Source organism: Gaiella sp. (assembly GCF_035558935.1).
Taxonomy (GTDB): domain Bacteria; phylum Actinomycetota; class Thermoleophilia; order Gaiellales; family Gaiellaceae; genus Gaiella.
In genome coordinates this window covers 1-22,378 of record NZ_DATMBZ010000102.1, presented here as the reverse complement: position 1 = coordinate 22,378, position 22,378 = coordinate 1, and the positions used below count along the sequence as shown (strand labels likewise).

Annotated in this window: 23 protein-coding genes; 10 read left to right on the top strand and 13 right to left on the bottom strand. The window is 71.5% G+C overall.

Annotation, left to right across the window (positions count from 1 at the left end):
- Window positions 1–7: 7 nt before the first annotated feature.
- On the top strand, window positions 8–2,854 hold the full coding sequence (locus tag VNM44_RS09970; RefSeq protein ID WP_325625723.1) for a cation-translocating P-type ATPase: 2,847 nt from the start codon (window positions 8–10) through the stop codon (window positions 2,852–2,854).
- Here VNM44_RS09970 and VNM44_RS09965 read toward each other — a convergent pair.
- The gene (locus tag VNM44_RS09965; protein ID WP_325625722.1) at window positions 2,788–3,288 is read right to left on the bottom strand and encodes a hypothetical protein; all 501 of its coding nucleotides are present in this window, start codon (window positions 3,286–3,288) and stop codon (window positions 2,788–2,790) included. The genes VNM44_RS09970 and VNM44_RS09965 overlap by 67 nt on opposite strands.
- A gap of 251 nt (window positions 3,289–3,539) precedes the next feature.
- Here VNM44_RS09965 and VNM44_RS09960 point away from each other — a divergent pair, with 251 nt between their 5' ends.
- Window positions 3,540–4,457 (top strand): DMT family transporter, encoded by a 918-nt coding sequence (locus tag VNM44_RS09960; protein WP_325625721.1) that lies wholly within the window; start codon window positions 3,540–3,542, stop codon window positions 4,455–4,457.
- 3 nt (window positions 4,458–4,460) lie between these two features.
- Here the strand turns inward: VNM44_RS09960 and VNM44_RS09955 are convergent, their stop codons facing one another.
- The 3 genes from VNM44_RS09955 to VNM44_RS09945 are packed head-to-tail and all read right to left on the bottom strand — an operon-like array spanning window position 4,461 to window position 6,435.
- Window positions 4,461–4,913, bottom strand: a complete 453-nt coding sequence (locus VNM44_RS09955; protein ID WP_325625720.1) for a pyridoxamine 5'-phosphate oxidase family protein — start codon at window positions 4,911–4,913, stop codon at window positions 4,461–4,463.
- A gap of 2 nt (window positions 4,914–4,915) precedes the next feature.
- Window positions 4,916–6,082 (bottom strand): RNA polymerase sigma factor, encoded by a 1,167-nt coding sequence (locus tag VNM44_RS09950; protein WP_325625719.1) that lies wholly within the window; start codon window positions 6,080–6,082, stop codon window positions 4,916–4,918.
- Entirely contained in the window at window positions 6,076–6,435 is a 360-nt protein-coding gene (locus tag VNM44_RS09945; protein WP_325625718.1) for a YciI family protein, read from the bottom strand. Before VNM44_RS09945 ends, VNM44_RS09950 begins: the two co-directional genes overlap by 7 nt.
- A gap of 120 nt (window positions 6,436–6,555) precedes the next feature.
- On the opposite strand from VNM44_RS09945, the gene VNM44_RS09940 reads away from it, so the two are divergent.
- Window positions 6,556–7,065 (top strand): hypothetical protein, encoded by a 510-nt coding sequence (locus VNM44_RS09940; RefSeq protein ID WP_325625717.1) that lies wholly within the window; start codon window positions 6,556–6,558, stop codon window positions 7,063–7,065.
- Window positions 7,066–7,121: 56 nt separating this feature from the next.
- On the opposite strand, the gene VNM44_RS09935 is transcribed toward VNM44_RS09940, so the two are convergent.
- Window positions 7,122–7,712 (bottom strand): TOPRIM nucleotidyl transferase/hydrolase domain-containing protein, encoded by a 591-nt coding sequence (locus tag VNM44_RS09935; protein ID WP_414652967.1) that lies wholly within the window; start codon window positions 7,710–7,712, stop codon window positions 7,122–7,124.
- 96 nt (window positions 7,713–7,808) lie between these two features.
- Here VNM44_RS09935 and VNM44_RS09930 point away from each other — a divergent pair, with 96 nt between their 5' ends.
- The gene (locus VNM44_RS09930) at window positions 7,809–8,276 is read left to right on the top strand and encodes a hypothetical protein (protein ID WP_325625715.1); all 468 of its coding nucleotides are present in this window, start codon (window positions 7,809–7,811) and stop codon (window positions 8,274–8,276) included.
- Window positions 8,277–8,286: 10 nt separating this feature from the next.
- Here the strand turns inward: VNM44_RS09930 and VNM44_RS09925 are convergent, their stop codons facing one another.
- Window positions 8,287–8,973, bottom strand: a complete 687-nt coding sequence (locus VNM44_RS09925; RefSeq protein WP_325625714.1) for a response regulator transcription factor — start codon at window positions 8,971–8,973, stop codon at window positions 8,287–8,289.
- Window positions 8,970–10,166, bottom strand: coding sequence for a sensor histidine kinase (locus VNM44_RS09920; protein WP_325625713.1), 1,197 nt, complete (start codon window positions 10,164–10,166; stop codon window positions 8,970–8,972). Before VNM44_RS09920 ends, VNM44_RS09925 begins: the two co-directional genes overlap by 4 nt.
- A 101-nt stretch (window positions 10,167–10,267) precedes the next feature.
- Between VNM44_RS09920 and VNM44_RS09915 the strand changes: the two genes are divergently transcribed.
- Window positions 10,268–12,544, top strand: coding sequence for an MMPL family transporter (locus VNM44_RS09915; protein WP_325625712.1), 2,277 nt, complete (start codon window positions 10,268–10,270; stop codon window positions 12,542–12,544).
- Window positions 12,545–12,598: 54 nt separating this feature from the next.
- Here the strand turns inward: VNM44_RS09915 and VNM44_RS09910 are convergent, their stop codons facing one another.
- Window positions 12,599–14,056, bottom strand: a complete 1,458-nt coding sequence (locus VNM44_RS09910) for an alkaline phosphatase family protein (RefSeq protein WP_325625711.1) — start codon at window positions 14,054–14,056, stop codon at window positions 12,599–12,601.
- 307 nt (window positions 14,057–14,363) lie between these two features.
- Here VNM44_RS09910 and VNM44_RS09905 point away from each other — a divergent pair, with 307 nt between their 5' ends.
- Complete coding sequence (locus VNM44_RS09905; RefSeq protein ID WP_325625710.1) at window positions 14,364–16,391, top strand: alpha/beta hydrolase; 2,028 nt, start codon at window positions 14,364–14,366, stop codon at window positions 16,389–16,391.
- Between the two features lie 9 nt (window positions 16,392–16,400).
- Here the strand turns inward: VNM44_RS09905 and VNM44_RS09900 are convergent, their stop codons facing one another.
- Both VNM44_RS09900 and VNM44_RS09895 read right to left on the bottom strand, forming a co-directional pair.
- The gene (locus tag VNM44_RS09900) at window positions 16,401–17,009 is read right to left on the bottom strand and encodes a hypothetical protein (protein ID WP_325625709.1); all 609 of its coding nucleotides are present in this window, start codon (window positions 17,007–17,009) and stop codon (window positions 16,401–16,403) included.
- Window positions 17,006–18,262, bottom strand: a complete 1,257-nt coding sequence (locus VNM44_RS09895) for an alpha/beta hydrolase (protein ID WP_325625708.1) — start codon at window positions 18,260–18,262, stop codon at window positions 17,006–17,008. Before VNM44_RS09895 ends, VNM44_RS09900 begins: the two co-directional genes overlap by 4 nt.
- A 230-nt stretch (window positions 18,263–18,492) precedes the next feature.
- On the opposite strand from VNM44_RS09895, the gene VNM44_RS09890 reads away from it, so the two are divergent.
- Window positions 18,493–18,969, top strand: coding sequence for a CoA-binding protein (locus VNM44_RS09890; protein WP_325625707.1), 477 nt, complete (start codon window positions 18,493–18,495; stop codon window positions 18,967–18,969).
- Between the two features lie 6 nt (window positions 18,970–18,975).
- Here the strand turns inward: VNM44_RS09890 and VNM44_RS09885 are convergent, their stop codons facing one another.
- On the bottom strand, window positions 18,976–19,239 hold the full coding sequence (locus VNM44_RS09885; protein WP_325625706.1) for an FAD-dependent oxidoreductase: 264 nt from the start codon (window positions 19,237–19,239) through the stop codon (window positions 18,976–18,978).
- Between the two features lie 101 nt (window positions 19,240–19,340).
- Between VNM44_RS09885 and VNM44_RS09880 the strand changes: the two genes are divergently transcribed.
- Window positions 19,341–19,556 (top strand): heavy-metal-associated domain-containing protein, encoded by a 216-nt coding sequence (locus VNM44_RS09880; protein ID WP_325625705.1) that lies wholly within the window; start codon window positions 19,341–19,343, stop codon window positions 19,554–19,556.
- 136 nt (window positions 19,557–19,692) lie between these two features.
- On the opposite strand, the gene VNM44_RS09875 is transcribed toward VNM44_RS09880, so the two are convergent.
- The gene (locus tag VNM44_RS09875) at window positions 19,693–20,223 is read right to left on the bottom strand and encodes a carbonic anhydrase (protein ID WP_325625704.1); all 531 of its coding nucleotides are present in this window, start codon (window positions 20,221–20,223) and stop codon (window positions 19,693–19,695) included.
- Between the two features lie 118 nt (window positions 20,224–20,341).
- Between VNM44_RS09875 and VNM44_RS09870 the strand changes: the two genes are divergently transcribed.
- Window positions 20,342–20,686 (top strand): nuclear transport factor 2 family protein, encoded by a 345-nt coding sequence (locus tag VNM44_RS09870; RefSeq protein ID WP_325625703.1) that lies wholly within the window; start codon window positions 20,342–20,344, stop codon window positions 20,684–20,686.
- Between the two features lie 10 nt (window positions 20,687–20,696).
- On the opposite strand, the gene VNM44_RS09865 is transcribed toward VNM44_RS09870, so the two are convergent.
- Entirely contained in the window at window positions 20,697–21,941 is a 1,245-nt protein-coding gene (locus VNM44_RS09865; protein WP_325625702.1) for a TPR end-of-group domain-containing protein, read from the bottom strand.
- Window positions 21,942–22,074: 133 nt separating this feature from the next.
- Between VNM44_RS09865 and VNM44_RS09860 the strand changes: the two genes are divergently transcribed.
- On the top strand, window positions 22,075–22,378 hold a 304-nt coding region (locus VNM44_RS09860; RefSeq protein ID WP_325625701.1), incomplete at its 3' end, for a YceI family protein.

Genomic DNA, 22,378 nt, shown 5'->3' with positions numbered 1-22,378 from the left:
TGACCCAATGAGCGAGCCTCCCGCGCTGGAGCCGTGGCGTCGGGGCCCCGCCGACGTCGCCGCGGAGCTCGGCACCGATCTCGACGACGGCCTCGACTCGACCGAGGCGGCGGGTCGGCTCGAGCGCTTCGGGCCGAACGTCCTCGACCCCGCCGAGCAGGTCCCGGCCTGGCGAAAGCTCCTCGCGCAGTTCGCCGATCCGCTGATCTACCTCCTGCTCGTCGCCGCCGCGGTCTCCGTGGCCGCCTGGGTGGCCGAGGGCGCGGACGGCACCCCCTACGAAGCGATCGTGATTGCCGTCATCGTCGTGCTCAACGGGCTGCTCGGCTTCATCCAGGAGGCAAGGGCCGAGCAGGCGGTGGCGGCGCTCCAGCGGATGGCCGCGGCGACCGCGGCGGTCGTGCGGGACGGCCGTATGCAACGGATCCCTGCGGCAGAGGTCGTGCCCGGCGACCTGCTCCTCCTCGAGGAAGGCGACGCCGTGAGCGCCGACGGGCGCCTCGTGGACGTCGCCTCCCTCACGGTGGGGGAGGCCTCCCTCACCGGCGAGAGCCAGCCTGTCGTGAAGGACGTCGGCACGCTGGACGCCCCGGCCGCGCTCGGAGACCGCCTCAACATGGTGTTCGACGGGACCGCCGTTACGCGCGGCCGCGGTCGTGCGGTCGTGACAGCCACGGGGATGGCGACCGAGATGGGCTCGATCGCGCGGATGCTCGGCCGGACGGAGGAGCAGCGCACACCGCTCCAGCGCGATGTCGCCCGGATCGGGCGGATGCTCGGGATCGCCGTGATCGCCATCGCCGTCGTGGTCGTCGCGGCGATCCTGGCGACCGCCGACCTCGACCACGCCTCGGACCTCGTCGACGTGCTCCTCATCGGCGTCTCGCTCGCAGTCGCGGCGGTGCCGGAGGGGCTGCCGGCCGTCCTGTCGGTCGTGCTCGCGCTCGGCGTGCAGCGGATGGCGCGTCGGCGCGCGATCGTCAAGCGGCTCTCGTCGGTCGAGACGCTCGGCTCGGCGTCGGTGATCTGTTCGGACAAGACGGGGACGCTGACGAAGAACGAGATGACGATCCAGAAGGTCGCAACCGCCTCGGGCGAGGTGGACGTGACCGGGGAGGGCTATCGCCCCGAGGGCGAGCTGCTCGTCGACGGGCACGCCCTCGCCGACGATCCCGCGCTGCTCGGCGAGGTGCGCTTCGTCATCGGGGGAGGCAGCCTCGCCAACGACGCCGTGCTCGACCAGGTCGACGGCGAGTGGGTTGTCCACGGCGATCCGACCGACGCCGCCTTCCTGGTCGCCGAGGCGAAGATCGAAGGTCTCACGCAGGCGCGGGAGGAGCGCTTCGAGCGCGTCGGAGAGGTTCCGTTCACATCCGAGCGGAAGCTGATGACCACGCTCGAGGCCGATGAGCTCGAGGGCGGCATCGCGGTCGTCACGACGGGCGCGCCCGACGTCCTGCTGACGCGCTGCACCGCCGAGCGGGTCGCGGGCGAGACGCGACCGCTGACAAGTGCTCGCCGGGACGAGATCGGCGCGACGGTCGACCGGCTCGCGGGGCTCGCGCTGCGGACCCTCGCCGTCGCCTACCGCCCCGTCCCGGACGGCCGGCGTGCGCCCGCCGACGAGTCGGTCGAGCGCGACCTTGCGTACCTCGGGCTCGTCGGGATCATCGACCCGCCCCGCCCCGAGGCGCGGACCGCGATCGCGGAGGCCCGGGCAGCGGGGGTGAGGACGATCATGATCACAGGCGACCACCCGGCGACGGCCACGCGGATCGCGGACGACCTCGGCATCGCCTCCGCCGGTGTCCTCACCGGCGCGGAGCTCGACGACCTCGACGAGGACGGTCTCCGGGATGCCGTGCGGGACGTCTCCGTCTACGCGCGCGTCGCACCGGCGCACAAGCTCCGAATCGTGGACGCCCTCCAGGACGAGGGGCACGTCGTCGCGATGACCGGCGACGGCGTGAACGACGCGCCCGCGCTCAAGGCCGCCGACATCGGCGTCGCCATGGGCGTCACCGGCACGGACGTGACGAAGGAGGCGGCCGACATGATCCTGGCCGACGACAACTTCGCCACGATCGTCGCCGCCGTCCGCGAGGGACGCGGGATCTTCGCCAACATCCGCACCTTTCTGCGGTTCCTGCTCTCGTCGAACGTCGGGGAGGTCCTGACGATGCTCCTCGGGGTCGTCCTCGCGGGCGTCATCGGGCTCGACGAGACGGGGGAGGCGGTGGCGACGCCGCTGCTCGCGACGCAGATCCTGTGGATCAACCTGCTCACAGACAGCGCGCCGGCGCTCGCGCTCGGCGTCGACCCGCCTCCGGAGGACGTCATGCGCCGCCCGCCGAGGCGGGCAGGCGACGACGTCATCGACCGGGAGATGTGGATCGGGATCTTCTGGGTCGGCCTCGTGATGGCCGTCGCGACGCTCGTCGCGCTCGACCTCCGCCTGCCGGGCGGGCTCGTCGGCGACGGCGGGGACATCGACACTGCGCGGACGATGGCCTTCACGACCCTCGTCGTCGCGCAGCTCTTCAACTGCTTCAACGCCCGTTCCGACCGCGTGAGCGCCTTCCGGCGGCTCTTCGCGAACCGCTGGCTCTGGGGCGCGATCGCCGTCTCGTTCGCCCTCCAGCTGGCGGTCGTGCACGTCTCCTTCCTGAACGACGCGTTCGGGACGACGCCGCTCTCGGCGACCGACTGGCTGATCTGCGTCGCGCTTGCGAGCACCGTCCTGTGGGCCAACGAGGCGAAGAAGCTGCTCGACCGCCGGCCGCGGGCTCAGGCGTCGGCGATCGGCCGACCGACGACGAGCGCCTCGCGCAGTTCGGGCTCGATGTCGCGGTAGCTCGCGTCGGGCTCGACGCAGAGCGCGTCGAGTGTCTTCGAGAAGAAGCAGCGGGCGGCCGCGGCGAGCACGACGTCCATGATGTCCGTGTCCGAGAGTCCGAGGTCACGAAGGTGCTGCAGGTCGCCGTCGGTGATCGACGTCGCGTCCTCGACGACGCGCTCGGCCAGGTCCATCACGGCGACGTCGACCTCGTCGAGCCCGGCCGCGTGGTGGTCGAGAGCGATCTCGCGCACCGGCTCGCCGAACTGCTCGGCAAGAACGGTGCCGTGCGCGAGGCAGCAGTAGCTGGAGCGGAGCCGCCGAGCGGCGGCCAGCGTCGCCAGCTCGTACCGGCGCAGGTCCATCCCCGCCTTGACCGCGCTGTTCAGCTGCACCCAGGCTGCGAGCACGTCCGGGCGTTCGGCGAACGCGCGCTCGTAGTTGGTCGGCACGTCGGCATTCTGCCGACGCGCTACGTCCCGGCGCGGCGTGCCGCGCTGCCCGCCGATGCCGCAGGCGAGCTCCGCAGGCGCGCCGCGGACGCCGCTCGCGGCTACCAGACGTCCGAGGGCCTCGAGCTACCGGGTGTCTGCCTCGTCGCGTCGGCGCGTGCCTGACCGCTCGGCGGGCGATTCGGCCCGCTGATCGAGCCCGCTACAGATCCTGTTGGCGCAGCCCCGCGCGCTTCGCCTAGCCTCGAGGGGTGAAGGCGTCGATGACCTCGCGGGGGTGGATCCTCTTCGCGGCGATGTGCGTGATCTGGGGGATCCCGTACCTCTTGATCAAGGTCGCCGTCGAGGACGTGAGCCCCTCGATGCTCGTGCTCGCGCGGACGTCGATCGCCGCGCTGCTCCTCCTGCCCATCGCGGCGCTACGCGACGAGGTGCGACCGGTGCTCCGGCGCTGGCGCGTCGTCGCCGTGTTCGCCGCGATCGAGATCGCGCTGCCGTGGGTGCTGCTCGGCTGGGCGGAGACGCGGATCTCGAGCTCGCTCACCGCACTCCTGATCACCGCGACGCCGCTCGTGGGCACGGCCATCGCCGTCGCGCCCGGCGGGAACGAGCGTCTCACCGTCGAGCGGGCCGCAGGCCTCGCGCTCGGCGTCGTCGGCGTGGCCTCCATCGTCGGTCTCGGCCTCGAGGGCGCCAGCGTGCCGGCGATGGTCGCGGTGGGTGTGGTGGCGGTCTGCTACGCCGTCGGTCCCGCGATGATCCCGCGCTGGATGGCGGATCTGCCCTCGCTCGGGATCATCGCCGTCTCGCTCGGGCTCGCGGCCGTCGCATACGTCCCGATCACCGCGGTCAGCGGCGTGGGCGAGACGCCGTCGGCCGCGGCGGTGGGGTCGATCCTCGCCCTCGCCATCGTCTGCACGGCTGTCGCCTTCCTCCTCTTCTTCGCGCTGATTCGCGAGATCGGCCCCGCCAGGGCGACCGTGATCACCTACGTCAACCCTGCGGTCGCCGCCGTTCTCGGCATCGCGGTGCTCGGCGAAGCGTTCACCCTCGGGATGGGCGTCGGATTCGTTCTCGTCCTCGCCGGCTCGGTCCTCGCGACGCGGTCCGGGCACGCGCGCGACGCCGCGGCGAGCCCGATCCTCGAGGCCGCGCCGAGCGAGCGCTGATGCTCAATCGAGCCAGCGGCCGTCGCGCATCAGCAGCCGGCCCTCGAGCTCGTTCGCTTCGCGCCACGCCCGGATCATCTTCGGCGTCACGCGAAGGTAGGTGTACTCCTCGGCGAGCGTGCGCGGGTCGAAGCCCGTCGCCGCCGCGTGGGCGTCCTCGAGCTCCGGGTCGGTGCCGATCGGCAGTTCGTCGACGGCGCCGTCGACGAGCACGACGTCGCGGGTCGGCCCCAGCGCGACACGCGCCTCGCCGGCCCGCAGCAGGTTCCGTGCCGTGGGGCTCGAGCGGGGCGTCGCGATCGTCAGCGCCGTGCCGTCCCACACGAACGAGAGCGGGACGAGATGGACGTCGCCCGCTGCGTCCGCGGAGGCGATCCAGAGGTCGACGTCCGTGCGCAGGCGTTCGAGCGTGTCGGCCTTCCGCTGTGCCCGCGACCTTGGCGGTGGAACGTCCATCGTCATGACAGCTCTACCAGGCGCTGCTCGAGGAAGCGCCGCTCGGCGTCGGAGTGGACGAGCTCGAGCGCCCGGCCGTACGCCGTGCGCGCCTCGTCGACACGGTCGAGCCGGCGCAGGAGCTCGGCGCGCATGGCGTGGAGGTAGTGGTAGCGGTCGAGGTCCAGCCGGTCGACCAGCTCGAGCGCCGACTGGGGGTCGCCCGCCTCGGCGATGGCGGCCGCCCGGTTGAGCTCGACGACCGCCGATCCTGTCGAGCGCGCAAGCTCACCGTAGAGGGCCGCGATCTGCGGCCAGTCGGGCGGGTCGTCGAGGTGGAGGGCCGCGATCGCCGCCTGCAGGACGTACGGCCCGCAGCCACCGAGCGCCAGCGCCCGGTCGAGGGTCGCCCGGCCCTCGGCGATCCGCTCCGCGTCCCACAGCGAGCGGTCCTGTTCGGCGAGGAGGACGATGGTGCCGTTCGCAAACCGCGCGTCGCGCCGGGCGTCGTTGAACAGCATGAGGGCGAGCAGCGCATGCACCTCCGGCTCGTCGGGCATCAGCGAGGCGAGCGCGCGGCCGAGCCGGATCGCTTCCGCCGCGAGATCGGCCCGGCCGCCGTAGCCCTCGTTGAAGATCAGGTAGACGACCGCGAGCACCGCTGCCAGCCGGTCGGGGAGAAGATGCGCGGGCGGTACGCGGAACGGGATTCCCGCGGCCCTGATCTTCCGCTTTGCGCGGACGAGTCGCTTCGCCATCGTCTCCTCGGGGACGAGGAACGCCCGCGCGATCTCCTCGGTACGAAGCCCTCCGAGCGCCCGCAGGGTCAGCGCCACCTGGGCGTCGAGCTCGAGCGCCGGGTGGCAGCACGTGAAGACGAGCTCGAGCCGCTCGTCCGGGATCGTCGTCTCGTCCATCTCGTCCTCCACGGCCTCCGGCACCTCGAGCAGGCGCGTCTTCTCGGCGAGCGTGCGGTCGCGGCGGATGCGGTCGATCGCCCGGTTTCTGGCCGTCGTCACGAGCCACGCCCGCGGGCTCTCGGGCGGCCCGTCGCGGGGCCAGCGCTCGGCCGCGATCGCAAACGCCTCCTGGGCGGCCTCCTCGGCGAGGTCGAAGTCGCCGAGGAGGCCGATCAGCGCGGCCAGGACGCGACCCCACTCGTCGCGGAACGCCTGGTCGACGTCTACCACTCGGCCACCGGCCGCACCTCGACTGCGCCGCCCATTCGGGCTGCGGGGACGCGCGAGGCGAGCTCGATCGCGGCGTCGAGGTCGTCCGCCTCGTAGAGGAAGTAGCCGCCGAGCGCCTCCTTCACCGAGACGAACGGCCCGTCGGTCGTCAGGGTCCGGCCCTCCCGGACGCGAACCGTCGTCGCCAGCTCGGGCGGCTGCATGCCGATCCCGGGCGTGACCCCGGGGGTCTGGTTGATCGCCTGGTAGGCCGCGTAGACCTCCTGCTGCTCGTCCTCGGAGAGCCGGCCCCAGGCCTCCTGGTCGTATGGGGTCGGTGTGTCGCCCTGGTGGATCAGGAGCAGGTACTTCATCGCTTCCTCCTCGTCGTCGCGTGTGGTCGTCTCCGAGACGAACGGCGGGGCCACGAAAGGACACACGAATCCGCGGAGGCTCGCATGCCGTAGGACCGGCATCAACGTCAGGAGGACAGGATGAGGAAGGCATTGCTCCCCCTCGTCGGGCTGGCCGTCGCCGTGGCGCTCGTCGCGCCCGCCCTCGGCATCGGCGGCGACGACGGTCGCAAGGTGCTCGACGCGAAGGTGCTCGGGTCGGTGAGCGAGCCGTACACCGGCTCGGCCAACGCGATCCGAGGCGTCGGAGGCGGCGGGCTCCCGTGGGAGATCGGCGACGCAAACGCCAGCCTGCGTGCAGACGGCCGCCTGCACGTGGACGTCGAGGGCCTCGTTCTCGCCCGGCGCTCGCCCGTTCCGGCGAACCTCCAGGGGACGAACCCGATTCCGCAGTTCAAGGCCATCGTCAGCTGTCTCACGACCGCGAGCGGGGCCGCGACGACGTCGAACGTCTCGACGGCGCTCGTTCCGGCGAGCCCGACGGGTGACGCCGAGATCGACACGTCGATCGAGCTGCCCTCGCCCTGCTTCGCGCCGATCGTCTTCGTGACGAGCCCCGGCGGCGCCTGGTTCGCCGTCAGCGGCCGTTAGACCCGATGTCCGGCCCGGGCTTCCAGTGCCGGAAGCCCGGGCCGGGCGAGAAGCCGTCAGACGTGCTCGAGGACGCCGTCGAGCGGCCGTGGCACACGGGCGAGGTCGAGCGCGTCGACGAGCAGCGAGGCGTACCTGATCTTTCGGCTGCCACCGCTGCCCATGAACCGCCGGAGCTGGTCGTGGGTGCTCCGGCCGCGCCAGTCGGGCTGCTTCTGGAGCGTCCGGAACGACCCGAGCTCTCCCTCGCTCCCCACGATCGTCTCGACGCGCGGCGTGCCGAGCACGCGGATCAGCTCGTCCTCGAGGTCGGCGACGCACACGTAGAACCCGAGTGACTCCATGTCCGCCCGCGTGAGGCCGGACCCGAGGCCTGCCCCCTCGAGCGCACGTGCGAAATGTCGTTCCTCGCCGGCGTCGCAGAGGCCCGCGAGGCGGAGATCGAGACCGTGGGGGCCGAATCGCTCGAGCGAGGCGCGAATTGCCTGCGCGCCACCGATCGCCACGATCTGGACGCCCTCGGCGGCGAGATCCCGTCCGCGGCGCCGGGCGAGCGTCTCGACGGCACGCTGGTCGCTGATGCCCTCGACGAGCACGACGGCACCGTCGAGAGCGCCTTCGAGACGAGGTTTCGCTGCAGGAACCATGGCGTCGGATCGACCGGCCGGGCGGTCGTGCCACGGTAGCCTTCGGGCCGTGCCGCACGCCCGTCGTCACGGTCGAGGGTCCGGAGTCCCGGCCGCGTGACGCCGCAGACGACGGTCGAGTTCCTCGCGCGGGAGCGTGGCAGGATCGTGGAGGCAGCGGACGCCGCTCTGCGGCGCGCGCATGCGCAGCACTACGAGGCCGCCGGGGAGCCCGAGGTCCGCCTGCGTCTCGACGCGCTGTTCGACCAGCTCCTGCAGGTGCTGACCGACCGTGACCTCGCGGGAATCGTCTCCCGTGCGGAGCTCGTGGCCGAGGAGCGGTTCGACGCGGGCTACGACCTGTCGGAGGTGCAGACCGCTTTCAACGCCCTCGAGGAGGCGATCTGGGCGCGCGCGATCGAGGTGCTCGACCCGGCCGGGCTGGCGGAGGCGCTCGGGCTCGTCAGCACGGTTCTCGGGGCCGGGAAGGACGCCCTCGCGCGCCGTTACGTCTCGCTCGCGACCCGGACGCACGCACCGTCACTGGATCTGCGCGCGCTCTTCACCGGGACGGAAGGACGATAGGCCGAGCTCGCTAGGGGGCTCGGCCGGTGTCGCCGTCCGGCGGCGGCGCATCGGGCTCGAACAGGCCGGCCTGGTAGGCGAGCACGACCGCCTGGACGCGGTCGCGGAGGCCGAGCTTCGCGAGGATGTGCGTGACGTGCGTCTTGACGGTCGTCTCGCTGATGAAGAGCTCCTGCGCGATCTCGCCGTTCGAGAGGCCGCGTGCGATGAGGCGGAACACCTCGCGCTCGCGCTCGCTCAGGTCGTCGAGCTCCGCGGGAGGCGTCGGACGCGGGATGCGCGTGAACTGCGCGATCACGCGCTTCGTCACGGCGGGTGAGAGCAGCGCGTCCCCGGCGGCGACGGTGCGGATCGCGGCGAGGAGCTGCTCGGGCGGCTCGTCCTTGAGCACGAAGCCGCTCGCGCCGGCCCGGAGCGCCTCGTAGACGTACTCGTCGAGGTCGAACGTCGTGAGGATCAGGATGCGGGCGTCCCGGTCGGCCGCGAGAATGCGGCGCGCCGCCTCGAGGCCGTCGAGCTCGGGCATGCGGATATCCATCAGGACGACGGTGGGGTCGTACCGGGCGGCCTTCTCGACGGCCTCGAGCCCGTTGCTCGCCTCGGCCACGACCTCGATGTCCTCCTCGCCGCCGAGCAGCATGCGGAAGCCGGCCCGCACCATCGACTGGTCGTCGGCGACGAGGACGCGGATGGTCACGGCCGGTCGTCTTCCAGAGGGAGGCGCGCGCTCAGGACGAAGCCGCCGCCGTCCGCGGGTCCTGCCGTCATCTCGCCGCCGTAGATCTTCACCCGCTCGCGCACGCCGACCAGCCCGTAGCCTTGGCCGTTGCCCTTCGGGCCGCCGCCGCCGTCGTCGCGCACCTCGAGCCGCACGTCTCCGGGCCCGTAACGCACGGTGACGTCGGCCCGGCTCGCATGGGCGTGCTTGAGCGCGTTCGTCAGGCCCTCCTGCACGATCCGGTAGGCGGAGAGGTCGATCGCTCGCGGGAGCTGCACGTGCTCGCCCTCGACGTGCAGCTGGACGGGCAGGCCCGCGCGTTCGACCTCCGAGACGAGCGACTGGAGCCCGTCGAGGCCCGGCTGCGGCGCGAGCTCGAGGTCGTCTCCGTCGCTGCGCATCGCGCCGAGAAGGCGGCGCATTTCGGCGAGTGCAGCGCGGCCGGTCTGCTCGACGCCGCGGAGGGCGTCGGCGTCCTCGTCGAGCTCGTGCGGGAGCTTGTGCCTGACGGCCCCGACCTGGAGCACCATCACGCTCACGGCGTGCGCGACGATGTCGTGCAGCTCGCGCGCGATCCGCGCGCGCTCCTCGGCGACGGCGATGCGCGCGGCGGACTCCCGCTCGCGCTCGGCCTGGGCGGCGCGCGCTTCCGCGGCGTCGACCTGCTCCACCCGCGTGTGGAGCGCAAAGCCCGCGAGCCAGGCGATGCCGAAGAGGAGGGGGATGAAGAGCAGCTCGCCCGGTTGGTGGTCCGGGATGTTGTAGATGATCGTCGCCGAGCAGCCGAGCACGACGACGAGGCCGACGCGGGCCAGCACCGTGTCGCGCAGGCTCCCGAGGAGGAAGGCCGCAGCCATCCCGGCGAGATAGACGCCCGCCATGAACGGGACGAGTCGCCCGTCGACGAACGAGATCGACGCGCCGAGCAGCCAGAACGCCGCCGGCGCGCCGAAGGGATAGCGGCGGCGCGCGAGCAGCGTGAGCACCGCTGCGACCATCGCCGGGATGCAGAACCAGAGCGTCGTGTCCGGGGCGTCCTCCGCGTCGCGCCTGAGCACGAGCTCGAGCACGCCCGCGAGCGCCAGCAGCACGACGACGACGTCGAACCAGTACCTTCGCGCGCGCTCTCCGAACCGCTCCACGAGCTGAACGTACTGGACGGCGCGAGGCATCGCCTCCTACCGGAGTAGGAGCCCGAATCGTCGTTCCGGACGAGCGCGGTTCCGGCCTTCAGACGACGTCATCCGAACCGGCGAGTCCTAGCGTCGTGGCCATGGAGATTCGGCCATTGACGAAGGAGGAACCCACGATGTTCCGCACCAAGGACGACCACCGTCGCAGCGGTCATTCGAACCTCGCGGCCCGCATGGGTCGCTGGAGCGCAGCACATTGGAAAACGGCCACGTTCGGCTGGCTCGCATTCGTCCTCGTGGCGTTCGGGCTCGGCGGCGCGATCGGCATGAAGTCGATCGACGACAACGCGCCGGGGCCGGGCGAGTCCGGCCGGATGGACAGGATCCTCGACGCGGGGTTTCAGCAGCCCGCCGGGGAGAACGTCCTCGTCCAGAGCACGACGCTCCGCACGAGCGATCCCGCCTTCCGGGCGGCGATCACGGACGTCGTCGCGAAGCTCTCCAAGCTGGCGGACGTCCAGAACGTGCGCTCGCCGCTCGATTCGCGCAACACGGGTCAGATCGCGCCGAACGGGCACGCCGCCCTCGTCGAGTTCGAGATCCGCGGCGACCCCGACAAGGCAGTCGACAAGATCCGTCCCGTCCTCGACACGGTCGACGAGCTGCAGGCTGCTCATCCGGCTGTCTTCGTGGGCGAGTTCGGCGACGCGAGCAAGATCGACGCGGTCGTGACCGCCTACGGCGACGACCTCGCCAAGGCCGGCCTGCTCTCGCTGCCGGTCACGCTGATCATCCTCGTCCTGGCGTTCGGAGCCCTCGTGGCCGCGGGCATCCCGCTGCTGCTGGCGCTGACCGCCGTGTTCGCGACGTTCGGCCTCATTGCGCTGCCGAGCGCGATCTTCCCGGTGGCGATGCAGGCCCCGGCGCTCGTGCTCCTGATCGGCCTCGCCGTCGGCGTCGACTACTCGATGTTCTACTTGAAGCGGGAACGCGAGGAGCGGGCCGCCGGGCGGAGCGAGCAGGCAGCGCTCGAGGCCGCCGCGGCGACGTCGGGCCGCTCGGTCCTGATCTCCGGCCTGACCGTCATCGTCGCGATGGCCGGGATGTTCCTCACCGGCGATCAGATCTTCGCGTCGCTCGGCGTCGCGGCGATCACCGTCGTCGCGATCGCGATGCTCGGCTCCCTCACCGTGCTCCCGGCGCTGCTCTCGCGGCTCGGCGACCGGGTCGACCGGGCACGCGTTCCGCTCGTCGGACGGCTCCGCCGGCAGAACGGCGAGGGCCGCATGTGGGGCGCGATCGTCGATCGCGTGCTGCGGCGGCCGCTCGTGTCGGCCGTCGTCGCGGGCGGCGTGCTCCTCGCACTCGCCGCTCCGGCGCTCCAGCTCCGCATGGCGACCCCGGGGCCCGACACGTTCCCGAAGTCGCTCCCCGTGATCCAGGCGTACACGAAGATGCAGCAGTCGTTCCCGGGCACGGCGCTGCCCGCCAACGTCGTCGTCCAGGCGCCGAACGTGAACGCGCCGGTCGTCCGCCAGGCGATCCGGAAGCTCGAGCGGCGGGCGCTCGCCAGCGGCCGCATGCACGAGCCGATCACGGTCGACGTCAACGCGAAGGGGACGGTCGCGAACATCGCGATCCCGATCGACGGCAAGACGACCGACCCCGAGGCGGTGGCGGCGATCCACCTGCTCCGCGACGAGATCGTCCCGAACACCGTGGGCGGCCTCCCGGACGTCGAGGCCGGCGTCACCGGGCTCGCGGCGCAGTGGCAGGACGGCTCCGACGAGCTGAAGTCGAACCTGCCGCCCGTCGTCGTGTTCGTCCTGCTCTTCGCGTTCGCGCTGATGCTGGTCGCCTTCCGCTCGATCGTCGTGGCGGCCAAGGCGATCGTGCTCAACCTGCTCTCCGTCGCCGCGGCGTACGGCGTGCTCGTGCTCGTCTTCCAGCACGGCATCGGCAAGGGGCTCCTCGGCTTCACCTCCACTGCCGGGATCGAGCCGGTGGTTCCGCTCCTGCTCTTCGTGATCCTGTTCGGCCTCTCGATGGACTACCACGTCCTCGTCCTCGGCCGGATCAGGGAGCTGTACGACAGGGGCGAGAGCATGGACGACGCGATCTCGAACGGGATCAAGCGGACGGCCGGCGTCGTCACCAGCGCGGCAATCGTGATGGTCTTCGTGTTCTCGATCTTCGCGACGCTCTCGATGCTGTTCTTCAAGCAGTTCGGCGTCGGGCTCGCGGTGGCGATCCTGATCGACGCGACCATCGTCCGGGCCGTGCTCCTGCCGGCGACGATGAAGCTCCTGGGCGAGTGGAACTGGTACCTGCCCCGGTGGCTGCAGTGGCTGCCGCGCCTCGAGGCCGGCGAGCCTGAGCCCGCCAAGGAGGCGGCCCCGGCTGCCACGTCGGCATAGGACGGAGCTCCCCCCGGGCCCCCGGCTCCGACTTCGGTCGGGCCGGGGGCCTTTCTATTCGCGCGCCCCGGATGCCGGGTAGGGCGGCAGGACGAGCGGCTTCCGCGGCGCCTGCGAGAAGTCGAAGTCGCGCGTGAGGTCGCCCAGGATCCTCTCGCTCTCCCGCACCGTCGGACGGGAGTCGGGGCGCCCGTCCGTCCTCGGGTCGATGCGCGCGCCGCCGAGGAAGTCGTCCTCGATGAACTTCAGGTACGCGTCGAAGCTGAGCGTCTGATGGTCGACGTAGCCGTGCCGCGCGTACGGGCTGATGACGAGCGCCGGCACGCGCAGGCCGTACCCGGAGCCGTCGACGGCGGGCGGCGGAACGTGGTCGTAGAAGCCGCCCCAGTCGTCCCACGCGAGGAAGATCGCGGTCGAGTCCCAATCGGGGCCCTCCATGATCGCGTCGACGATGCCCGTGACGTAGGCCTGCCCCCGGCTGACGAGCGCCGTCGGATGGTCGCTCACCAAGTGCGACGGCGTGATCCACGAGACGGCGGGAAGCGCTCCTGTGCGCGCCGCCTGGACGAACGAGCGGAAGGGCCGAATGTTGCCGCGCTGGTGATCCTCTGCGACCGTCGTGAACCACGGCAGCGGGTTCCAGATCCCTGGCGTGCTCGCGTCCTGGGGGATCGACCTGCAGAACATCGCTCCCCCGCGGCAATCGGGCTCTCCTCCCCGCTGGACGTAGTAGCGCCAGCTCACGTGGTGCGCGTGCAGCAGGTAGGTGAGGTCGGTCCAGTCGTAGTGGGGGATCGCGCCGTCGGGATCCTGCGGCTCGCCCGGTGGGGCGCCGGGATTCTCGACTGCAGTGCGGCAGCTCATCGGCTTCCCGCGCCTGGCGCACCTCGCCGACCATCCCGAGACGAGGTAGAGGTGAGCGGGCAGGCTCCACGACGCGTCGGACTCGAACATGTGGTCCTGCAGGACGAAGTCCCTTGCGTACGCCCAGTAGTTCGGGATCTCGCGCGCGTCGTGGTACCCGATCACGTCCGGGGTCGGGGTCCGCGCTCCGAGCGTGCAGATGGGTGCGTTCGAGTCGAGGCAGCGCTGGTGAAGGACCCGCCGCACGGAGTCGATGAAGCCGTCCATCCGGCCGTGGTCGACGTCGAGGACGGCGAAGCGATGGCCGTGCGGGCCACCGTAGTTCCTGTCGCCGCTGTCGTGGAACGGCCGGTCGCACCGTTTGGTGAGCGGGTCCGGGACGCAGACGCTCGGGATGCCGTTTCGCATCGGGATCCCGTCCGCGCCCGGGTAGGTGCCGAAGTAGGAGTCGAACGACCGGTTCTCCTGCATGATCACGACGACGTGCCGGATCTTGTGGATGCCGACTCCGGCCGTCGCGGTGCGAACGGGCCGCACTGCGGAGCCCGGGGATCCCGTCTCGCGTGCAGGCGAGGAAATCCGCGCTACCAGCGCCACCAGCGCCGTCGCTGCGAGAGCGCCGAGCAGGAGGGCGGCGGGCCGCCTCACGCGCCGATGCGGGATCGACAATTGATGACCACGAGCATCACCGGACGACGTCCGCGCGTGGATCGGCCGAGGGGATGAACGCGCGCGGCCGATCGGTCGGCCGTTCGTAGGAGCCGTCTCCGACTCCGCGGACGTGCTTGTGGCCGAGCGCGCGAGGCGTTGCCCTCGCGCCGCTCCTACCGGAGGAGGAGGCCGGATCGTCGCCGGGTGCGAGGACGAATCCGGCCTCGCGACGACGCCGCGGCGCCGCATGCCTCCTAGCGTCGGATCATCGACCCGACCAGGAAAGGACACCGTGAAACCTCCCATGAAACGAGCCGTCACACCTGCACGCGTCGTCGCCCTCGTCCTCATCGGGCTGACGGTTGCGGGCCTCGCATTCGTCGGCTTTTCCGGTGACGACCGCGTCTCCGTCCCGAAGGGCGCGCAGGCCGGCGACCTTGTCCTCGACCCCTGTACGTACGCCACCGACGACGGTGGCTTCGACGCCGACTGCGGCACGCTCGTCGTGTCCGAGAACCCGTCCGATCCGAAGTCGCGGCTGATCGCACTGCCGGTGACGAGGATCCGCGCTCTCTCGGAGCGTCCGAAGGAGCCGCTCTTCCGGCTCGAGGGCGGGCCGGGCATCACGAACATGACGTTCCCGTGGGCCGGCCGCTACGCGGTCGATCGTGACGTCGTGCTCGTCGGCTACCGCGGCGTCGACGGCTCCGTCCGGCTCGACTGCCCCGAGGTCGGCTCGGCGCTCGGGCACTCGACCGACCTCCTCGGCGAGAAGTCCTTCCGCGCGTACGAGAAGGGCTTTCGCGACTGTGCGAAGCGGCTCACCGACGACGGCTACGACCTCACGCGCTACGGGCTCTCGCAGCAGGTCGACGACATGGAGGCCGTGCGGAAGGCGCTCGGCTACGACCGGATCGACCTCCTGAGCGAGAGCGCCGGCACGCGGACGGCCCTCATCTACGCGTGGCGCCATCCGCAGCGGATCCACCGGTCGGTGATGATCGGCGTGAACCCGCCCGGCAACTTCGTCTGGGACCGGAAGACGACCGACGAGCTCGTCGGCCGGTACGCCGCGCTCTGCAAGCAGGACGAGGCTTGTCGCTCGCGAACCGACGACCTCGCCGCCTCGATGCGGCGGACGGCGGCAAACATGCCCGAACGCTGGCTCTTCCTGCCGATCCAGAAGAGCAGCGTGCGGATCTTCTCGTTCTACGGGCTGATGGAGACGACGTCGGAGATGGCCCCGTTGAACGCGCCGACCGCGATCGACTCGTGGCTCTCGGTTGCCGAGGGCGACGCGAGCGGCTTCTGGCTTCAGTCGCTCGTCGCGAAGCTCGCGCCGATGCCGTTCGTCTGGGGTCAGTACGCCTCCGCCGCGAGGCCCGACGCCCGCGCGGTGGCGGACTACTTCGCCTCCGGCGCGCAGAAGGGCGGCACCGGCCTGGGGTATGCGGGGACGGCGTTCGCCTGGGGCGGCGGTCGGCTGGCCGACGCCTGGCCCGCCGCGCCGGACGAGAACGCGTACAGCGGGATGCGCACGTCGAAGGTCCCGACGCTTCTGATCGGCGGGGCGCTCGACTTCTCGACCCCGCCGCAGAACGCTCGCAAGGAGCTCCTTCCCTACCTGCCCAACGGGCACCAGGTCGTGCTGCCGGGCTTCGGGCACTCGGGCTCCTTCTGGCACGACCAGCCCGAGGCCGGCACGCATCTCGTCACCACGTTCCTCGACCGGGGCCGGGTCGACCGGTCGCGCTACGAGCCGCAGAAGGTCGACTTCACCCCCGGCGTGACGCTTCCGATCCTCGCCAAGGGCGTCGCCGGCGGGCTCGTGGCGCTGCCGCTCCTGGTCGCGCTCTCGCTGCTCGGGATGGCGCGGCGGGTGCACCACCGCGGTCGCTTCGGCCGCACGGCCGGCACGGCGCTGCGGACGGTCTTCCCGGTCGTGCTCGGCTTCGGCGGCTGGCTCCTGGGCGTGCTGCTCGTGATGACGGCGATGCCGAGCGTCCCGCTCGACGAGGAGCTCCTCGCGGCGCTCTCGGTCGGCGTGCCGATCGGGCTCGGGATCTATCTCGCCTGGGTGGACCGCGACTGGACGGCGGAGAGAAAGGGCATCGGGTTCGCGGCGGCGCTCGCGGGAGCGCTGACCGGCGCCTGGCTCGGTTTCCAGGCGGCCACCGACCTGCTGGCGCTCGTCACGACGATCGCGGGGGCGACGGTCGGCGCGAACCTCGTGCTCGTGCTGCTCGATATCGCCTGGGATCGCCAGGGCCGGGACCGTACGGCGTCCTCGCCGGCGGCAGAGCCGCTCGAGGCGCGACCGTCGATCGGCTGAAGAGCCGCATCACGGGCGGGGCGCCCCCGCAGCCCCGCCCGTACGTGCGTCCGCGCGGCGAGCGACGACGATGCCCGCGCTCCACCCCGGTGCGCGACCTCGGGTCGGCAGCGGAATGCCCTCGACGTCGATCCCGCATCGGGCGAGCAGCCACGAGATCAGCGAGTTGGAGTTCCACATCTCGCCCGCGTGGAGCTCGTCGCGGCCCCAGACGGGGGTCGGCGCCTGCGGCACGAGCTCGAGCACGCGCCGGGCGACGGCCGCGTCGCGGCTCAGCCGGCGCGGGCTCTCGACCGCCTCGCGGACGTCGGGGATCGTGCCGCCGCGCCAGCGCCTGACCTCGTAGCGGAACAGCCGAAGACGCCCGAGCGGGCGAAGGCCGACGGCCCCGCCGGCGACGACGCCGCGCTCGCCGCCCTCGCCCCACGCGGGCGCCTGCTCGACGACGTACCGCCCGGCGGGAACCGTGACCTCGAGCGCCGAGTGGTAGAGGTCACGGCGCTCGCGCCGCGCGACCGCCGCGGCGACGGCCTCGAAGACGAGACCGTTGACGCGGACCGAATGCCCGCCCGCGCCGAGGGGGAGCCACAAGAGATCGACCGCCGACGCGTCGGTCATGTCCCGCGCAGGGCCCGGTCGAAGAAGCCGACGATGCGCGTCTCGTACTCCCGCGGCCGCGCCTCGAGGCCGCCGACGTGCTGCGCCTCGGGGATCTTCCAGAGCATCTTCGGCTCGGAGGCTGCCCGGAAGTACCGCGGGTTGAGATCCTCGCCGCCCTGCCCGTGACCCGCGTAGACGAGGAAGAGGGGCCGCGGTGCGATCCGCGGGACGAGGTCGGTGAGGGAAGGCGGAGGCGCGGTGCCGCTCATCACGGCGACCGCCACGGTCTCGAGCGCGGACTCGGGCAGAGAGAGCCAGCCGCGCGGCCCGCGCAGCAGGTGCTCGCGCACCGATCGGACTCCGGCGCCCTCGGACACCACCGCGCGGAGGGCCGGGTTCGAGGCCGCGGCCTGGATCATCATCTCCCCGCCGACGGAGAACCCGATGCCGCCGATCCGTCCGTCACGGACGTCGGGTCGCGCTCGAAGCCACGCCACGGCCGCATCGATGTCCTTCGCGCCGGCCCAGCCGAACAGGTTCGGGGCGCCCTCGCTGCCGTCGTAGCCGCGGGCGTCGACGAGTAGCACGCCGTAGCCGTGCCGCGCGAGCATGCGCGCCTGGGGAAGCTTGCCCTGCCGCGTGGGATACGACACGACGGCCGCGCCGTTGCGTGACGGGACGTACCACGCGGCGAGCTCGAGGCCGTCGCTCGTCCGCAGCGTCACCGTCTCGTACGGGCGGCCGAGGTCGGCGCGCTCGACCGCCGCGCGAGGGCGGTGCGTGGCGAGGATCCCGATCGCCGGAGGGAGGAGAAGCCAGTAGGCAAGGACAACGGTGGCCACGCCGATTCCCACCCGCCGCAGGTAGCGCCACCGGCCGGGCATGCGCGAGCGCCAGAGCAGCGCAACCGCGACCGCACAGAGCGCCAACCCGACGGGGAGGAGCAGGAACCCGGTCCAGTCCTCGCCGCGGGCGCCGACGCCGCGTGCGTCGGCGATTGCGAGGGCCGCTCCCTCGAGCGAGAGCACGCCGAGTGCGAACGAGAGCGCGGCCCGGCCGCCCGCGCGCAAGCGCGGGTAGGCGAGCGCCGCCACCGCGAGCAGCGCGAGCGACACCGACCCTCGCAGGACGTGGTCGTCGGCTCCGGTGCCCGGCTCGGTCGCGAGAAAGGAGTCGACGATCGCGTGCACGCCGACGATCCCGGTCGCGCACCGGAAGACGACGACGTCGCGGCCCGAAGACCCGGTCGCGCCACGGAACGCAGAGCTCATCGCCAGAACCGTGCCCCATCTCGCAACGGACGTCATCCGCGAAGCCCCGGAGCCCGCATGTGGTTCGGCCGCCGCGAGCACGGGCGTCCGCACAGCTCGTCCCCTGCGCGAAGCGTCGAACGCCCGTCACGTGCGCAGTTCCATGCACGTCGATCAGCGTCTGCCCCGATGCCGCGGCGGGGGCGCGCGCTTACGGTGACCGGTGTCGTTCACAGAGGAGGTATCAGCCGATGCCGACGATCAAGGAAGCAGCATCGGATTTCCTGGCCAACAAGCGCGTTGCCGTCACCGGTGTCTCGCGGGAGGCGAACGGCCACGGGGGCAACGTCGTCTACCAGCGGCTTCGGGACCGCGGGTACGAGGTGTTCGCCGTCAACCCGAACGCAGACGAAGTGGAGGGCGATCCTTCGTACCACGACCTGCGATCGATTCCCGGAGGCGTCGACGCAGTGGTGATCGCGACCAGACCGGAGCACGCGGAGGAGACGATGCACGAGTGCGCCGAGCTCGGCATCCGACAGGTGTGGATGCACCGCGGGCCCGGCCCGGGCAGCGTCTCGGAGACGGCCGCCGCCTACGGGAGGGACCGCGGGATCACGGTGATCGCCGGCGGGTGCCCGTGCATGTTCGACCCGGCCGCGGACTTCGGGCACAAGGCGATGCGCGCCGTGCTGACGCTGACGGGGAAGGTCCCGAGGAAGGTCTGAGACTGCTCAGGAGTGCTGCGCGGGCACGGCCGCGAGAAGCTCGGACCTGTCGGCGAGCCGCGTCCTCGCCGGGCCCTGGAGCACACCGCCTGCCACGCGGTCTGCTTCGAGCAGCGCCACCCTCCGGCCCGCCTTCGCCAGCAGAGCCGCGGTCGTGATGCCGATGATCCCGCCGCCGACGACCGCAACGTCGACCTCGGGATCGCGCTCGAGCGGCGGGTACCCGGTGGGCTCGGACGTCGCGATCCACAACGATCGACGGTCTGCCACGATCGCCGCGTACCCGTCCGTCGCGGGAGGGGAAACGAGAAGTGGGCCAGCCTTCTGATACCCCCACCGGGTACAGTGAGAAACGAGACGAGGAGGAAGAGATGGAGACGAGGGCCTATTCGGTTCCGGGCATGCACTGCGCGCACTGCGAGTCGGCGGTCAGGGAGGAGCTTTCGGGCGTGGCGGGTGTCGCCGCGGTCGACGTCGATCTCGAGACGAAGCTCGTCACCGTTCGCGGCGATGGTCTCGACGACGCGGCGCTCATGGCAGCGATCGACGAGGCGGGATACGACGCCGAGCCGGTCCCCGGCCGCTGACCGTGAACGGACGTGGCCCAAGCCTCGTCTGTCTTGGTGGTGTGTGCGCCGGGCCACACGAAGAGGAGCGAGGCTGAAGGCACGCTCCAGCCTCGCCCTGGACTACGCCCCGTCCTCGCCGTTGCGCGCCCCGCGCTCACGCTGACGCGGCTGCGACCTCCTCGCGAGCCTTCTTCGGCGAGACCTCTCGGAGCCGTCCCGTCTCCACGTCGTAGACGAAGCCGCGGACGCTGTCCTTCCTCGGAATGAAGGGACTTGCCTCGATCCGCGCGACCGACTGGCGCACGTCGTCGTCGACGTCGTCGAACGACTCTGCAGCCCATTGCGGCTTGATCCCGGTCTCTTGCTGCACCTGGTGCCGGAACTCGTCGTCCCCGAACGTCAGCATCCCGCAGTCGGTGTGGTGGATGAGGATGATCTCCTCGGTCCCGAGCAGACGCTGCGAGATGGCGAGCGAGCGGATCTCGTCGTCCGTGACGACGCCGCCCGCGTTGCGGATCACATGCGCGTCGCCCTCGGCGAGCCCGAGGACGCGGTGGGGATCGAGGCGGGCGTCCATGCAGGCGAGGACGGCGACCCGCTTCGCGGGCGGAAGCGGCAGACCGCCTCGGTCGAACTCGTCGGCGTAGCGCTCGGCGTTCTGGAGCAGCTCGTCGGTCACGCTCATCTGGGCCTCCCGTACGTGTGCGTACCACTCCGGCAGGGCACGCTTTACGAAATGAAGTAATACACGAATAGTCGCGCGCCCGCGTTCGGTTCCGTGACAGGAGGGGTACGCAGGTGGGGTGCGGAGCCCTACCGAGGTACTCGACGACCATCTCCGTCGTGCGAAGGAGGGAGACCTCGAGGGCGACATCGGCGCGAACTACGCCGACGACGTGGTCCTGATCGACCGCGAGACGGTGCGCCGCGGCCATGCCGGCGTCCGCGACGCGGCCCGCCAGCTCGCAGGCGAGCTTCCCGACGCCTCGTACGAGTACGTCACGACCCACGTCGACGGCGAGATCGGGTACCTCCAGTGGACGGCCACGGCCCGAGGCGCGCGGGTCGAGCACGGCACCGACACGTTCGTCATCCGCGACGGGCTGATCCGCGCGCAAACGTGGTACTACCGCGTCGAGAGCGACTGAACGTGGGCGCTCAGTCGGGCAGGCTCGGCAGCGTCCCGTCCCGGTATGGGCCCGCGGTGGGCTCCGGGAACGGCGCGTAGGCTTCCCGCCCGGAGGACGTCTCCTTCGCCACGCCGGCGTCGTGCTTCCGGGCCACCTCGACGACCGGGTACAGGAGCTCCTCGTGCTCGTGTCTGGCGCCGATCATCAGGATCGCGCACGGGCCGTCGCCGGCGCCGACGAAGACGTGCTCGGTCCAGGGCGGGCAGTGGACGAAGTCCCACTGCCGGAGCGGGCGCTCTTCGCCCTCGACGAGCAGGAGGCACTCGCCGGAGAGGACGAGGAAGTCCTCCTGGGCGCTCTCGCCGTGGTACATGCAGTTCGGCTCGCCCGGGGCGAGCACCTGGATGTTGACTCCGACCTCGGCGAAGTGCGCGTCGCCCTCGAAGACGCACGAGGAGCCGAACGTCTCGCTGTGCCACCACGGCGCCTCGCGCGCGTTGACGACGAACCATCCCGCGCCCTTCGGCACGAGCCCGTGCTCGGTTCGCTCGAGGGTCGCCTCCGTGACTGTGCGCGTGTCGGCCTGCGCGGCGTCTTGCGACATCAGCTCCTGGAAGCGCGGCTCGCCTCGGATCGGGTCGAAGTCCGAGTCCTCCCGCGCCATCTCCCGACACCCGCCCCACATCTCGATTGCACGCTCGAGGTGGTCGAGCGCGTCCGCCGTCCGCCCGGCGAGGCTCTCGCAGCAGGCGAGGTTGAACAGCAGATACGGGTGGGGGTCGTTCGCCTCGAGCACCTCTCGGCCGCGGTCGGCGGCCTCGGCGTACGCTCCCGCCCGGTAGAGCGGCTGTACCGGGTCCCAGAGCGCGCGAACCGGGTCGCGCTCGATCGTCTCTGGGACAGGCAGCCACTCGTGCCGGCGCCACTCGTAGCCCGACTCGGTAGGCGGGGGAAAGGACGGGTCGGCGAACGAGCCGACCGAGACGACGATCAGGTCCGGCTCCTCCGGCTCGGTGTAGAAGACCTGCGACCCGCACTCGGGACAGAAATGGAAGGCGTGCTCCTTCGAGTCCCCCTCGTCGGAGATGCGCGTGTAGTCGCTGTAGCGGCCGTGGACCTGCACCTGGTCCGGCCTGAAGGCGGCCTGCATGCCGAACGCGCTCCCCGTCCGGCGCTGGCAGGCGAGGCAGTGGCACATCGAGACGACGAACGGATCGCCCTCTACCTCGAGCCGAAGTTGCCCGCAGTGACACGCCGCTTCCCGCGTCGCCATGGGTCCACGCTAGCTGTTGCCACGTTGCTGGGCCGGTGTCGGAGGGACGACCGCTCCTGCGAACGGCATAGGCGCCCGTTTGGGCCTCGCCCTTAACGGGGACGACAGTCGGATACAGGCGAGAGGAGCGCCCATGGCAACGCAGCTCGAGACCGATCAGGGCATCGTTCGGGTTCCGACCGGAACCTGGACCGTCGACCCGTCCCATTCGTCGGTCGAGTTCAGGATCAAGCACATGATGATCTCGACCGTCCGCGGCCACTTCGGCGAGTTCGAGGGCACGATCGAGGCCGCGGCGGAGTACCGAGACTCGAAGGTGCACGGCACGATCCAGGCGGCGTCGATCGACACGAACGAGACGCGCCGCGACGAGCATCTCCGCTCGGCCGACTTCTTCGACGTCGAGAACCACCCGACGATCGAGTTCGACTCGACGC